Below are 13903 nucleotides of genomic sequence, written 5' to 3'. Positions count from 1 at the left end.
GGTAAGCTATGAGGATTTACCCGACAAATCTACATGAATATCACAAACTCATTTCAGTATCTAAAGGTGATCAGCCTGCGACAATGTGGTTTAGACAGGCATCTTACTTGAACGTATACACAGGGGAAGTTGAACAAGCGAATATCTATCTGTCCGGAAGTCGTATTGCCTACGTTGGAGCCAAGGAACTACCCACTTCAGACCAGACCCAGGTCGTTGAATTGGAGAAAGGTCATGTTGTTGTTCCAGGATATATTGAACCTCATGCACACCCATGTCAAATGTACAATCCTTATACATGGGGAGAAGCTCTGTTACAGAAGGGTACGGTCTTGTCCATTAATGATAATCTGTCTTTGTTAACGTTTCTAGGAACTGAAGCTTTGTCATTCATTGAGAAGCTGGAGGAGACAAGTCACCATATGTTCCTATGGTGGTGTAACATTGACCGTCCTGATCGAGCTGATCCAATGACTATGGACAAGTGGCTACAACATAACCTTGTGATACAGAGCGGGGAACTGACCGAATGGCCCAAACTGCTGGCGAACGACGAAGTATTGGTAGAGCAACTTTATCTAACGAAGGCTCATCATGGGATGAGGGCGGAAGGACATTTGCCGGGCGTATCTTATGAAAAAATAAGTACTATGGCTGCAGCGGGCATCTCAGCTGACCACGAAGCTCTCCATGCCGAAGATGTACTTAGACGATTAAAAGCGGGGCTATACGCCTCTCTTCGATACTCATCTATTCGTCCTGATTTGCCACACCTCCTTAAAGGGATGAAAGGTGATTCCCGGTTCAATATGAACCGAATGATGCTTACCAGCGATGGCCCGTCACCAAACTATGTGGAGAGGACGAGCTGTGCCAGCATGATTAAGATCTGTATGGAGACGGGAATATCTGTAGCGGATGCCTATCGTCTTGCTACCTTAAATCCGGCAGTATATTACGGTCTGGATGAAGACTTAGGCGGGATTGCACCAGGCAGACTGGCTTGTTTGAACGTCTTAACCTCCATAAATGAACCTGATCCACTACATGTCCTGCAACGAGGTGAGTGGGTGGTCCAAAATCAAAGGCGAGTAGTAGAGCCAGATGAAGCAGAGATACACACTTGGTTGCGCTCCACTTTTCCGTCTCGTCGAACGATCGTCAACCTGAGGATGGACCAGATGGAAACTCGAACCGACACCGGTATTGAACTGGTGAACGATGTCATCACCCAATCGTACCATTTTGATCCCCGAGCTGAATTAGAAACGGATGAGAACTGGATGACATTGCTGGATGTTAACGGAAGTTGGATGATTAACACCCGAATCAAAGGTTTAGCGTGTGGGATCAAGGCATTAGCAAGTACTTACAACGCTTCGAACGATACACTTTTACTTGGGCGATCTCTGTCTGCCATGCGCGAAGCGTCTCAGGAGTTGGAAGTTCGCGGGGAAGGAATATTAGTATATTTCGTGGATGGGGAGCAACTGTACATTCCTCTTCCTCTCAGTGGAGCTATGAGCTTGGAGAGCGTGGCATCAATCGGCGCTAGTGTGGATCATTTCAATGAGAAAATGCGTGTCCACGGTTACCGATTTGGTGATCCTCTGTATTCTCTTTTATTTCTGACAGCTTCACATTTGCCGCATATTCGTGTATCGGACAAAGGGTTGTATCTGGTTAAAACAGGTGAGATAGTGCTCCCGGCTACCCCCTTAGTTAATACAGTAAGGAAGGTGAAATGATGTTACTGGCTGATGCGATACGCATGCATGCTTCCCAGAATCCTGAGAAAACTGCCATCTTTGATGATGCCCGGCAGATTTCGTACGCCGAGCTATACCATGGAATAAAGCTGGCAGCAAATACAATTCTGGCTACTGAGGAAGATTTCGAAGCCGATGAACTTCCTCTTGTCGGCCTGCTGATGAACAATAGTGCCGTGATGATCGAATACTTTCTTGCAGCCACCAAAATTGGAATGTGTGCTGCTGTATTTGATCCCAAGTGGAGCGATGCAAATCTGACGGAGGTTATTAATGAATGTGAACCTCGTGTGCTTGTCATAGATGTGGAGTTCAAAGCCAGAATACCTCATATTCCATCGTCAACAAGGGTGATTACTGTGGATACAGGTGAACCTCGTTCTCTCAGAAGGGAAGAAGCCGAACCACAGCGATCCTCAACTGAAGATAGCCTGTTCTACATGGGATATACCTCCGGGACGACCGGACGACCGAAAGGCTATCTCCGTTCTCAGCGTTCATGGATCGAGAGCTTTGCATATGCGCGTGAAACATTCGTGCATGATGCAGGAGACCATGTATTGGCACCGGGTTCTTTGGTCTATTCACTTACGTTATATGCGTGCATTCAAACGTTGTATATTGGCGGGACATTCCATCTAACAAGCAAATTCCGAGCGGAATACGTATTGGAGACGTTAGCAACACATGCGGTTACACATCTTTATCTTGTACCTACGATGTTTGAAGCACTCTACAAAGCGTTCATGGCTTCTGATTCAGTTATTGCGCTGCCATCTGTCAGATCTCTCATTACGTCAGGTGATAAATGGTCGCCAGAATCCAAACGGAAGGTGACAGAGGTATTTGAAAATGCAGGTTTGTATGAATTTTATGGTGCCTCCGAGCTAAGCTTTGTCACAGTACTTGATCCGGAAGGAAATCGGTATAAGCCTGATTCAATCGGTAAACCGTTTGCCGGTGTGCAGGTATCCATTCGTGAAGCGGATAGTACGGAAGTAACCGAAGGCGCAGTAGGACAATTGTTTGTGAAGAGCCCGATGATCTTTGCCGGATATTATGGTTCCGAGGAAGAAACCAGCCAAGTTGTACATGGTGAATGGGCAACTGTGGGAGACCTTGCAACACGAGATTCCGAAGGTTATTTATATCTGGTTGGTCGAAAGAAAAACATGATTATTAGCGGAGGGCTTAATATATATCCGGAGGAAATCGAGAAGCTGTTGTTAACATTGGAAGGCATTGAGGAGGTCATCGTTGTAGGTGTACCCGATGTATACTGGGGCCAAAAGGTGAGCGCACTTATCAAGCTCAGAATGGGTAGCGAGGTTAGTGATGATGAGATTGTATCATTGTGCCGTCGTGAGCTTGCTACCTACAAGTGTCCAAAGGAAATTATGCGGGTGGATGCCTTCCCCTATACAACGAGTGGAAAGATTTCGCGAACAAAACTGAACGAGTTACTGAAAATAAAGATATGAACAATATGTTGATTCCTGTTATTCTTTCCGCGAAGCGAACTGCAATCGGCAAATACGGGGGGATGTTTAAGGAGACACCGCCGGAGATACTGGCTGCAGAAGTCATTCAGGCCATTTTAAGCGAAATTCCCATCCCTCCCGGTGACATTGATGATGTTCTATTGGGGAATGCAGTAGGCGGGGGAGGTAACATCGCCAGGTTATCCGCGTTACAAGCCAAACTCCCAGTAGAGGTCCCTGGCGTGACGATTGATCGTCAATGCGGATCTGGTCTTGAAGCCATTCATTTAGCAGCGAGGCTGATTCAATCAGGTGCCGGGGAAGTGTATCTGGCTGGTGGTGTCGAAAGCACAAGTCGTGCACCCTGGAGATTGGAGAAACCCTTGTCTCTGTACGGGAGTGTAGTACCTCAAGTAATCACTCGCACACGATTCTCTCCGGAATGGATCGGAGATCCGGATATGGGGAAGGCGGCTAACAACGTTGCTAAGAAGTACGGTGTGACTCGAATGGACCAGGACGAATATGCGCTTTCCAGTCATAGGAAAGCGATTGCTTCAATACAAAGCGGGCGTTTCGACAACGAAATCGTTCCATTGTCTATCCCGGAGGGTAAGCAACTTAGAATCATTCATACAGACGAATGTCCTCGGGCGAATACAACACTTACGAAGCTTGCAGCATTGCCATCTGTTTTCGAACAGGATGGTACAGTGACGGCTGGTAATGCATGTCCATTGAATGATGGAGCCGCTATCGTTTTAATCATGTCAATGGGAAAAGCATTATCGTTAGGACTTACACCACTAATGAAATTTATCGACAGTGTGGCAGTGGGCGTTGACCCGAACTACTTGGGTATCGGTCCGGTTCCTGCCGTTACCAAGTTGCTCAGCCGAAATCGTTTGGCAATGGAAGACATTGATCTTGTGGAATTCAATGAAGCGTTCGCTTCACAAGTTCTGGCCTCTTTAAGAGAACTGCATATTCCAACTCACATTGTTAATGTGGGGGGCGGGGCACTGGCGCTTGGACACCCGTTCGGTGCATCGGGAGCCATCCTGGTTACACGCCTATTCAACGAGATGAGGCATATAAAGGGGGCTCGGGGAATCACAACACTGGGTATTGGTGGCGGGATCGGGCTTGCATCATTGTGGGAGAAGTGCGAATAGGAGGAAACAGCCGTTGTTGTTAGAGGGACAGGTAGCAGTCATTACGGGTTCCAGCCGCGGAATTGGGCGTGCAACCGCAATACGTATGGCACAAGAAGGAGCCAAGATAGTTGTCAACGGTGTACAAGAAGGTGGGGTATGGGACGTTGTTCAGTTGATTCGGAATCAGGGAGGGACCGCTATTGGGGTCGTTGAATCCGTCGCAAGCATGGCCGGTGGTGAACGCATCATATCGGAGGGTCTTCGCGAATTTGGCAAGATTGATATCCTGGTGAACAACGCCGGAGTTGTTCACGATAAGATGGCCCATAAAATGAGTGAAACCGAGTGGGATCTTGTATTGAATTCGCATCTTAAGGGAGCCTTTGCTTGTATCCGGTCCGCTCTGCCGGGCATGAGGGAACGAAGGGAAGGCAGCATTATTAATATGATCTCCGTGGCGGGCTTGACCGGAATGATCGGGCAATTAAATTACAGTACTGCCAAAGCCGGATTGATAGGCATGACGTGGACACTTTCGCTGGAACTTGAATCTTATGGCATTAATGTGAATGCAGTTTCTCCCGCAGCGCGTACTGACATGACAATGCCCTATATCGAACGGGCGAAGCAGACCGCCGAAATGAAAGGTGAGTCGTTTCCCGAGTACTGGAAAGTAGGTTCAACGGAAGATGTGGCCGAATTGATGCTTTCCTTATGTCTGCCGCGTTGCCGTAAGGTTACCGGTCAGATCTTCTCTGTTAATGGTGGAAAGATCGGTGTGTGGTCCCCTCCAGAGCACCGTATAGTTGCCACCCAATCCAGTAGGGAGAACGGTTGGGAAGCAGGCGAACTCTTTGAGCAAGTGTTGTCAGCCTACGTGAAAGTGTAGAACTATTTCCGAAATATACGAATTGATGGAGGAAATTTTGTTGAAGAAAAAACGCATTTTTATTGGGATGATGGCCGGGATGGGGAGAGTGAATCGTTGTCTTCCCATAGCACTAAAGTTACGAGAGATGGGACATGAGGTGGCGTTCACAATCTGGGGAAATGCCGGGGTGGCGATGGAACAGATGGGTTTTACCTATATTCCGATTCCAGTTATTCCTGCTCCCAAGGGACAGGTTTTCCACCCAAACTTCAAGGATATGAATCACTTTTTGTCCATGATGGGGTACTCGGACCCTGTTTACATGCGAAATGAGCTTGAAGCTCGTCTACGGGTAACCATCGGTTTTAAACCGGATCTTGTTATTTCCGATTCGAGTGTCCCCGCAGCGTTCATTGCCTGTAAGCTGGACATTCCTCTCGTTTCTATGAATCAGTCCAGCACACTTCCAGGTGGTCTTCCTTTTACAACGAATTATGGATTATATGGAGACATACCAGATGTCACGAATGTGTTGAACGGAGCGTTGGTTGAGTATGGTCTGCCTGAAACGGACAACCTTCTCACATTTCTGGCGGGTAATCTTGCCCTTCTTCCGAGCATACCGGATTTTGATCCGGTACAGATCGGGAAGCTGCCCGTTCCAATTGAATATATCGGTCCCGTGGTATGGAGAGATACAAATGAGACAGGAATGCCTGCGAACTGGTTGAAGAAATCAGACAACGACAGGAGGCCACGTGTATTTGTGTACACAAGTCGTCTCGTGGAATGGGGTGTGGAGAGTGGTGGTCATATTTTCAGGGAAGCCGTTAGAGCACTCGGTAACACTTCGACGGAGCTTTTGATTGCTACTGGTTTTAATCCATTGGAAGGGGACAGCGTGGAAGTTCCCCCTAATGTACACTTCACCTCATATGTATCGGGAGTTATGGCAGCCGAGCATAGCGATGTCATGATTCACCATGGCGGACATGGAAGTTGCATGACGACGATCTTAACAGGCACGCCGTCGTTGGTCATTCCGACCTGGGCAGAACGTGAGTTTAACGCCAAGCAGTTACAGGACGTTGGCGGTGGCAGAGTAATGTCCCCAGATGAGGTTACGGGATCCGCTCTAGCTGAGACTGTTAACGCGATGATGACTAATGGAGACATGGATAAGGCTATGTCGCTGAAGGAAAACGTCTGTACTTCGCAGTACGGAGGAGCCGAGCGTGCAGCTGAACTCATTCGTCGGTTGTTGTAAAGAGGGGGCAAGGTTCTATTGAAAAGTCTTTTGGTTGTCCTGAGAAGCCCGGCCTTACTTTTATTATCCGTATGCATTTTTTTTATTGGTTTGGGATACGGATTAACGCTACCATTCATGCCATTATTCGGAGTAGAACGGGCTGGAATGAGCCCCTTATCATTAGGGATCTTTATGGCGTGTGGATCGTTAAGCGGCATTATCATTAGTACGCTGTTTAGTCGATTGTCCGATAAAAAGCCTGTGCGCAAGTGGATCATTGTTGGATCATGTGTATCTGCTTCTGTAGGCTATGTATTCTATGCAAATACGGACAGTTACATTGTGTTAATGCTGGTTTCCTGTACTTTCATGGCCTTGTCATTCTCGGCCTTTCCGCAATTATTTGCTCTTGCGAGAGAAGTAGTCGAGAGGGAGGCGAGTGAAGATGTCACCGTTGTTATGGCTGTATTGCGAGCTCTGGTGTCTCTGGCCTGGATTCTTGGTCCTGTAATGGCGTCTTTTATAATCTACCAGTTCTCGTACACAGGCCTGTTTCTGGTTGTTTCGTTGATGTACATGCTCGTTGCCGTATTTGTACTGATGATTCGAGCAGACGAGAGTCGGGAACCGGGGGGCGGAACGGAATTATCATCTGACTCAGTACGTAGCTTCAAGCGCCTGCTGATGGCACCGCAGATTGTATTTTCATTACTTGCTTTCATGGCATTTGAGTTGGCTAATACGATGGGGGGCATTGTAACTCCCTTATATGTTACGCAAGAGTTGCAAGGCGGGAAGTTGGACGTTGGCATGATCTCGGGAGTTAACGCAGCCTTGCAGGTTCCCACCATGATCATTTTGGGAATACTGGCCAAAAGGTTTGGTAGTATCACAGTTATGAAATGCGCGGGATTGTTTGGAGTCGCCTATTTTTCACTATTTTGGTTTACCCAATCGGGATGGCAGATCATTGCTATCCAGATATTCAGTGCCATTTTTATCGCGATTGTACTTGGAGTTGGAATGACTTTTTTTCAGGATTTGGTTCCTAAAATGACAGGTACGGCCACAACGTTGTACAACAATGCAAACATCATTGGTTCCATGGGTGGTGGATTACTAGCCGGAGCAGTCGGAAATTATTTTGGTTTTAAAATAGTGATTGCCTGTTCGGCAGCACTTGCCTTCCTGGGATTTGTACTATTATTGGTGCCAAACGCAAATAAAAAGGTAGTCCGGCATGTGGGAGGAGATACGTATGAAAGCTAGTGTAATTATTCTATCGCATAATCAGAAAGAAGTGATTCAGGCCTGTTTGTCTTCCTTATCGAGACAGCGTTTGTGTGAAGGCGATCAATACGAAGTTGTAGTTATCGATAACGGGTCTATAGACGGCACGGGCGAGATGATCGGCAGGCTTACGTATGATTTTCCTATACGATATAATTACATTCCTTCTACGGAGCAATCAAGTCGGGCAGCGGCACGAAACAAGGGGATTACTATCTCGAATGGAGATGTGATCGTGTTCCTTGACGGAGATCAACTCGCCGGACCGGACTTTATCTATGAGCATTTGAGAGTGCACAAGCTAGCCGAGGGGAAACTTGTCATAGGGTTTCGAAGATATTTGGGTGAAGAGAGCATCGATATAACGTCGTTAAATCCGGGATGGGTGCATGCTGCTATTACATCATCAGAAGCAGATGAACGATTTCAGCTCATGGAACGTTTTTCGGAAAATGGAAGCGTATTCCGTACAGCGTGGCATCTGTCTTTCAGCTGCAATTTCTCGGTAAACAGAGAAGTACTGATCCGATCGGGTATGTTTGACGAAGGGTTCAAGGGATGGGGGTTGGAAGACAGTGAGCTTGGCTATCGTCTGCAACAGGCTGGAGGAACGTTCGTATTGAACAAAAAAGCGTTAACCTTCCATATCTTTCACCCTTCCGAGTTTGATGAGAATCGTTATGATGGTTGGAAAACGAATCTGGATTATTTCCTCGAATGTCATCCGATGTTTGAAGTACAGGCGCAAAGCATCTTAAAGGAATTTTTTGACCCAGAGATTAGAAAATCATGGTGGGATTGTTATATTCGCTTTGAGAAGGTTGTAAGAGCACATCAGGGTTACGAGGGGGATCGATTACCTGTCAGCATCATTGTTGTCTATGCCGAGGGCCCAGAACTGATCCAGACCATTTCGGCAGAAGCTGCCCATAGAGAAGTGTTGGTTATAGATAAGACACCATCATCGGACCTGGATATCTTGTGCCAATGTATTAACGAGAAATTTGATGTTTTGTATTACAAGCATCCTTCGGAAGATCAGTTAATTGACTTGTACCATCAGTATGCAGTAAGGGGAATTGTGAAACATGAAATTTTCAAGTGATCATGGATCAGCTGTTCTGGCCCCAAATGATGACATTTTATACGGGAGGTTGACATGAATTTTGAATTGACAGAGCAACAGAAGCAGATTCAATCCGCCGCACGCCATTTTGTGGACGAGCTACTGATTCCGTTGGAACCTGATTTATTGCGTAACGAGCGTGAGGGAAGACCCGGAATCGAACTTAGACAGATTAGAGAGCTTCAACAAAAGGCGAAAACACAGGGCCTATGGGGTATTGAGACACCAGAAGAGTATGGGGGAGCAAATCTTGGGACGGTCACTAGTGCACTCCTGAAAATGGAGCTAGGACGCACATGTATTCCGTTTGTCTTCGGGGGGGAAGCGGACAATATTCTGTACCTTTGCAACAGCAAGGCACAACAGAACAAGTATTTGCTTCCCGTTATTGCGGGCGAGAGACAGTCCTGTTTTGCAATAACGGAGCGTTCGGCAGGTTCCGATGCAAGTCGAATTCAGATGAGTGCTGAGCGTGTAGCGGATGGTTGGGTACTCAATGGAGAGAAAGTATTTATCACAAACGGAAACGAGGCGGATTTTGCAATTGTTTTTGCAGTGACTGATGTCCAGGCAGAGCCGGGCAAAGGGATCACTTGCTTTCTGGTGGACCGGGACATGGGGTGGACGTCAGAGCCGATTCCTACGATGGGTGGGGATAAAAGCCCTTCTGTACTTACGTTTAACCAAGTGTTCGTGCCAAACGGAAATGTGCTCGGTGAAGAGGGGCAGGGGTTAACAACAGCGATGCAGTGGATCAGTCGAGGGCGTTGGGTGATTCCGGCTATTGCTGTGGGTGCATCTGGCAGGCTGATCCATATGGCCATTGATTACGTTAAAGAAAGGTCGACATTTGGAGAGCAGTTGGCAAGTCGGCAGAGCATCCAATGGATGATTGCCGACTCTGCGGTTGAGCTGGAGGCTCTGAAATGGCTGGTATTATATACTGCTTGGAGGGTGGATCAGGGGCTGGATGCAAGACATCATGCAACGATGTCCAAGTTGTACGGTGCAGGTAGAGCAAACGATATTGTGGATCGGGTCCTTCAGATTTTTGGTGGAATCGGATATTCGAAGGACTTGCCGATCGAGCGTTGGTATCGGGAAATGCGAGTATGGAGAATCTTCGAGGGCACAGACGAGATTCAACGCATGATTATTTCCCGCAATCTGCTTAAGGGTCATGTCCGAATTGGAGAGTGGGATTAACGGGCCGTGTAACGAACGGATCCTTCATAGGCTAGCAAGTTAGAAGTAACACCCGCTCGATGTTCAATATAGACTGTGATACTGCATGCCAGATGGGAGAGGGTATCCGTGTTGATGACACTCACGAGGACACGGACGACGTCCCCTTCCATCACGGGTGAGCGAAATCGGTATTTTATATCGCATATAATCCAGTTATCCAACCCCAGCATTTGTAGTCGGTTTCCAATCATGCCACCGATAAGCATACCTTGTGCAATTCGGCGAGGTGCACCTGCTTCATGTGCTTTGAGAACATCCAGATGAATTGGGTTGTTATCGCTCGATGCGGCTGCATAGGCGATGAGCATAGAACTGGTTATGGTTCCAAGACAAGCGTCGAACAGGAGTTCACCAGATGAGAGACGGTGTTTCCCATCCCATTGATAATAAATCTCCGAGGGATATTGCGGATACACAGGCTCGAGTTCGGAGTACGAAGGCTGCAACGCTGGAGAGTCTAGAAGTATTAATGTGGTGTTAGCAACGAGTACGGGTTGTTTCATGACGTTCGTAACCTTCATTGTACAATCAAGGAGCTGAATCTTCCCCAAAGATCCAGTTGTTTCGCGTACGTTTGCAAGTTCAATCCTGTAAAATAAAGCTGCATCATACTTCAATTTACGTTCGTATGTAAACGATTGTTGGCCATGGATCATAATTTTCCCAGGAAGCTCCATCCAGGGTAAGTGTGTCTGTTGCCACCATATCATCGGAAAGGTGAGAGGAATGGATCTTGCGTCGGGACGAAATTCTTCTGGAAAGCCTTGTGTGAACTGAACAATCTGATCTGTGGTACTAACCATTTTCTTGGGAGGAGTAGGTACTCCGATCCACGATTGGTAATCCATAACTTGCATCTCTCCTTTGACTGACCATGTCTTGTATTATATCGAAGGCAGTTAGAATCATAAATGTTTTATCACATAAATTACTTTTTCGAAAATAAAGGTACACAAAAGATACATAATGAACTAAAATGAACTTATATGAACATTATCAAACTCAATCCCAACTAATTTAAATGACGAAAGGAATGGATTAATAATGGAAAATCGTTATGCTGCACATCCCAATGAAGTGAAAACGTATGATACATCTCGCCTGCGTGAGGAATTTTTGATGGAGCAACTGTTTGCAACCGATGAATTGGTAACGGTGTATTCTCATGTGGATCGTTATATTGTGGGAACGGCTGTACCTGAGAGCAAGGACATTACCCTTGAAGTGAACCTGAAAGATATCGGAACGAACTTTTTCCTGGAGCGTCGTGAAATCGGTATCATTAATGTCGGTGGTCACGGAACAGTGACAGCGGACGGACAAGGTTATGAGATTGGAGCGAAGGAATGTCTCTACATCGGTAGAGGGGTGAAGGAAGTTGTGTTCACGAGCAGTGACAAGGCTCAACCTGCCCAATTCTATTTTGTATCCACACCGGCTCATCACACCTATCCAACAGTAAAAGCAACGCAAGAACAAGCTCAGCCGAATCATCTGGGCAGCATCGAAACTTCCAATGAGCGTACGATCTATCGTTACATTCACCAAGGAGAAGGTGGAATTCAGAGTTGTCAGTTGGTGATGGGCATTACCGAACTCGACAAGGGTAACATGTGGAACACGATGCCTGCACATACCCATAATCGCCGTTCCGAAGTATACTTGTACTGGAATCTTCCTGAAGACGGCGTTGTATTCCACATGATGGGCGAGCCGAACGAAACACGCCATCTGGTTGTACGCGACCGTCAGGCGATCATTTCCCCAAGCTGGTCCATTCACAGTGGTGTGGGTACAAGCAATTACACCTTCTGTTGGGCGATGGCTGGTGAGAACCAGACGTTCGAAGATATGGACGGCGTAGCGATGAAAGACCTGAAATAATAAATTACAGATGTCTGAGTTAAATTGACAGGGTAGACACTAGAACGGAGGGTACAGAAAGGACCAGAAGAAGCGAAGCGTGCGCCTTTATCACCAGATTTCTCCCTTTAAATAAGGGATCAAAGGAAATATGGGATAAGAGTGATCGGAAGGTTTTCTGTACCCGAAGTGTAAGTGCGAAACTACCATTTAACTCAGGTGGTATAGGAAGTTGATTATGATGAATCCATTGAAAAGACATGAAAAAATTATGGAGGCTCTGCTGGAACGCCAGGAAGTAACCGTCAGTGTTCTGAGTGAGTTGTTGCAGGTGACGGGGAAGACTGTGCGAGAGGATCTCGACAAGTTGGAGAGTATGGGGTTACTCGTACGTGTCCATGGTGGTGCTATGCTGGCTCAGAATGACCAGTACGGCATCTTGAATAGCCGCGGAGTTACCGAGAAGCATCATACGGAGAAGACGGAGATTGCTGAACGTGCCCTTGCTTACATTCGACCTGGAGATATCGTTGCCCTCGATGGTGGCAGCACTACGCTAGAGATGGCCAAACGTCTCGATAATCAACCGCTGACGGTGGTGACTAATGATCTATTCATCATTGCGGAGTTGACCAAAAAGGAGCAAGTGCGACTGGTTGTGCCTGGCGGGGCTCGTGTACGGAATATGTTGGTTGGGGATGATACGGCTGCGTTTATATCCAGTCTTAACATTCATAAAGCCTTTATATCCACGACAGCCCTTCATCCGGAATTTGGATTATCCATATACACGGGAGATCTGGTTCCTTTGAAAAAAGCAATGATATCTGCCTCGCAGCAAGTATACGGCGTTGTGGATCATTATAAATTCGGACAATTTGCACTGCGAACTTTCGCCCAGTGTTCGGAACTGGACTATATTATCAGCGATAGTCGTTTGGATGAAGAGACGGCTGCCTCATACAAGCAGAGCGGTGTCACAGTGGATTATCAAAGTTAACCTCATTCATTATTCATGGCATTAAAGAACGGACGGATCTAAGGATTGCATATCAAAACCATGCGGAGGAATCATTCATGAACCCATTTGATTTAAGCGGACAAGTTGCATTGGTGACAGGTACCTCGGGAGGACTTGGACAAGGGATGGCCATTGGTTTGGCAGAAGCAGGTGCTGATGTGGTGCTGGTCTCTTATTCCAAGCCTGCGGCAACGGCAAGTGCCATTGAAGCACTCGGACGCAAAGCTTATGTGATTGAAGCGGATTTAAGTCGTGAAGATGAGTTGTCGGCTGTGTTCGAACAGGCGCTTGCGTTCCAGGGCAGAATTGACATTCTCGTCAACAATGCCGGAATCATTCGTCGCACACCTGCGGCTGATCATGCAGTTCAGGACTGGCATGATGTAATTGGTCTGAACCTGAACACTGTATTTTTCCTAAGCCAATTGGCAGGCAGACATATGATTGAACGTGGAAGTGGCAAAATCATTAATATTGCATCCATGTTGTCCTATCAAGGTGGGATCAATGTGCCAGGGTATACAGCCAGTAAACATGGCGTTGCCGGTTTAACCAAAGCACTCGCCAATGAATGGGCAGGTAAAGGAATCCAGATTAATGGTATCGCACCTGGTTATATGGAAACCGATAATACTACCCAGATCCGTGCGGACGAGAATCGTTACCGGGATATTACAGCCCGTATTCCTGCGGGGCGTTGGGGAACACCTGAAGATCTGAAAGGCCCGGTTGTCTTTCTGGCATCTGCCGCTTCGGATTATCTGAATGGTCATGTGCTGAATGTCGATGGCGGCTGGATGGCACGTTAATCGTTTGATAATCGGATTA

12 protein-coding genes are annotated in these 13903 nt (G+C 46.9%); 11 read left to right on the top strand and 1 reads right to left on the bottom strand.

Annotation, left to right across the window (positions count from 1 at the left end):
* Nucleotides 1-83 precede the first annotated feature (83 nt).
* The 8 genes from NSQ20_RS27260 to NSQ20_RS27225 are packed head-to-tail and all read left to right on the top strand — an operon-like array spanning nucleotide 84 to nucleotide 10149.
* Complete coding sequence (locus tag NSQ20_RS27260; protein ID WP_179088695.1) at nucleotides 84-1748, top strand: adenine deaminase C-terminal domain-containing protein; 1665 nt, start codon at nucleotides 84-86, stop codon at nucleotides 1746-1748.
* Nucleotides 1745-3250 (top strand): AMP-binding protein, encoded by a 1506-nt coding sequence (locus NSQ20_RS27255; protein WP_083669899.1) that lies wholly within the window; start codon nucleotides 1745-1747, stop codon nucleotides 3248-3250. The genes NSQ20_RS27260 and NSQ20_RS27255 overlap by 4 nt, the downstream gene beginning before the upstream one ends.
* Nucleotides 3247-4425: a thiolase family protein gene (locus NSQ20_RS27250; protein ID WP_305955693.1), complete on the top strand. Its 1179-nt coding sequence runs from the start codon at nucleotides 3247-3249 to the stop codon at nucleotides 4423-4425. Before NSQ20_RS27255 ends, NSQ20_RS27250 begins: the two co-directional genes overlap by 4 nt.
* Nucleotides 4426-4438: 13 nt before the next feature.
* On the top strand, nucleotides 4439-5296 hold the full coding sequence (locus NSQ20_RS27245; protein ID WP_076319659.1) for an SDR family NAD(P)-dependent oxidoreductase: 858 nt from the start codon (nucleotides 4439-4441) through the stop codon (nucleotides 5294-5296).
* 40 nt (nucleotides 5297-5336) lie between these two features.
* Nucleotides 5337-6545 carry a nucleotide disphospho-sugar-binding domain-containing protein gene (locus NSQ20_RS27240; protein WP_076319658.1) on the top strand — a complete coding sequence of 403 codons (1209 nt, stop codon included), beginning with the start codon at nucleotides 5337-5339 and terminating at the stop codon, nucleotides 6543-6545.
* An 18-nt stretch (nucleotides 6546-6563) separates the two neighbouring features.
* Nucleotides 6564-7796, top strand: a complete 1233-nt coding sequence (locus NSQ20_RS27235) for a sugar efflux transporter (RefSeq protein ID WP_036668049.1) — start codon at nucleotides 6564-6566, stop codon at nucleotides 7794-7796.
* The gene (locus NSQ20_RS27230; RefSeq protein WP_076319657.1) at nucleotides 7786-8922 is read left to right on the top strand and encodes a glycosyltransferase; all 1137 of its coding nucleotides are present in this window, start codon (nucleotides 7786-7788) and stop codon (nucleotides 8920-8922) included. Before NSQ20_RS27235 ends, NSQ20_RS27230 begins: the two co-directional genes overlap by 11 nt.
* Before the next feature lie 54 nt (nucleotides 8923-8976).
* Nucleotides 8977-10149 (top strand): acyl-CoA dehydrogenase family protein, encoded by a 1173-nt coding sequence (locus NSQ20_RS27225; RefSeq protein WP_036668047.1) that lies wholly within the window; start codon nucleotides 8977-8979, stop codon nucleotides 10147-10149.
* Here NSQ20_RS27225 and NSQ20_RS27220 read toward each other — a convergent pair.
* Nucleotides 10146-11039 carry a MaoC/PaaZ C-terminal domain-containing protein gene (locus NSQ20_RS27220; RefSeq protein WP_340031224.1) on the bottom strand — a complete coding sequence of 298 codons (894 nt, stop codon included), beginning with the start codon at nucleotides 11037-11039 and terminating at the stop codon, nucleotides 10146-10148. The genes NSQ20_RS27225 and NSQ20_RS27220 overlap by 4 nt on opposite strands.
* Nucleotides 11040-11235: 196 nt before the next feature.
* Here NSQ20_RS27220 and kduI point away from each other — a divergent pair, with 196 nt between their 5' ends.
* From kduI to kduD, 3 genes are all read left to right on the top strand, one after another.
* Nucleotides 11236-12075 (top strand): 5-dehydro-4-deoxy-D-glucuronate isomerase, encoded by an 840-nt coding sequence (gene kduI, locus NSQ20_RS27215; RefSeq protein WP_036606918.1) that lies wholly within the window; start codon nucleotides 11236-11238, stop codon nucleotides 12073-12075.
* 220 nt (nucleotides 12076-12295) lie between these two features.
* The gene (locus NSQ20_RS27210) at nucleotides 12296-13054 is read left to right on the top strand and encodes a DeoR/GlpR family DNA-binding transcription regulator (RefSeq protein WP_340033066.1); all 759 of its coding nucleotides are present in this window, start codon (nucleotides 12296-12298) and stop codon (nucleotides 13052-13054) included.
* Nucleotides 13055-13131: 77 nt separating this feature from the next.
* A complete protein-coding gene (kduD, locus tag NSQ20_RS27205) occupies nucleotides 13132-13884 on the top strand; it encodes a 2-dehydro-3-deoxy-D-gluconate 5-dehydrogenase KduD (RefSeq protein ID WP_036606921.1) in 753 nt (250 codons plus the stop codon).
* Nucleotides 13885-13903 lie beyond the last annotated feature (19 nt).

Source organism: Paenibacillus sp. FSL K6-1122 (assembly GCF_037977015.1).
Taxonomy (GTDB): Bacteria; Bacillota; Bacilli; order Paenibacillales; family Paenibacillaceae; genus Paenibacillus; species Paenibacillus amylolyticus.
Note: the sequence above shows the minus strand (reverse complement) of the source record. Positions and strands in the feature narration are given on the sequence as shown.